1 protein-coding gene is annotated in these 932 nt (G+C 63.0%); it reads left to right on the top strand.

Annotated features, from left to right (window positions below; all coding sequences use genetic code 11):
* Positions 1-932 (top strand): 30S ribosomal protein S12 methylthiotransferase RimO (rimO, locus tag EN742_RS36150; protein ID WP_128333947.1); only part of this gene is annotated, 932 nt, incomplete at both ends.

The raw sequence follows: 932 nt of genomic DNA, 5'->3' as shown, positions 1-932 counted from the left end.
ATCTGCCGCCGCAAGGCGTGAAGCTCACGCCGCGCCACTACGCCTATCTCAAGATCTCCGAAGGCTGCAACAACCGCTGCACCTTCTGCATCATCCCAGCGCTGCGCGGCGACCTCGTCTCACGACCGGCGGCCGACGTTTTGCGCGAGGCCGAGAAGCTGGCCAAGGCTGGCGTGAAGGAAATCCTCGTCATCTCGCAGGACACCAGCGCCTACGGCATAGACATCAAGTACCAGACCAGCATGTTCGGCGACCGCGAGGTCAAGGCAAAATTCCTCGACCTGGCCGAAGAGCTCGGCAAGCTCGGCATCTGGATCCGCATGCACTATGTCTATCCCTACCCGCATGTCGCCGACGTCATTCCGCTGATGGCGGACGGTAAGATCCTTCCCTATCTCGACATCCCGTTCCAGCATGCCTCGCCGCAGGTGCTGAAGAACATGCGCCGGCCAGCGCATGGCGAAAAGACGCTTGAGCGCATCCGCGGCTGGCGCGAGACTTGCCCGGATCTCGCCATCCGCTCCACCTTCATCGTCGGCTTTCCGGGCGAGACGGATGAGGATTTCGAGATGCTGCTCGACTGGCTGGACGAGGCGAAGATCGACCGCGCAGGCTGTTTCAAATACGAGCCGGTCAAGGGGGCGCGCTCCAACGATCTCGGCCTCGAGCAGGTGCCGCAGGAGATCAAGGAAGCGCGCTGGCATCGCTTCATGCAGCGCCAGCAGAAGATCTCGGCCACGCAGCTCGCCAAGAAGGTCGGCAAGCGCCTGCCGGTGCTGATCGACGAGGCGCACGGAATGTCGGCCAAGGGCCGCACCAAATATGACGCACCGGAGATCGACGGCTCGGTGCACATCCAGTCACGCCGTCCGCTGCGCGCCGGCGACATCGTTACGGTCAAGGTCGATCGCGCCTACGCCTACGATCTCTAC

The sequence above is a fragment of the Mesorhizobium sp. M4A.F.Ca.ET.020.02.1.1 genome (genome assembly GCF_004022645.1).
Lineage (GTDB): Bacteria > Pseudomonadota > Alphaproteobacteria > Rhizobiales > Rhizobiaceae > Mesorhizobium.
This window is presented reverse-complemented; position numbering and strand designations above follow the sequence as displayed.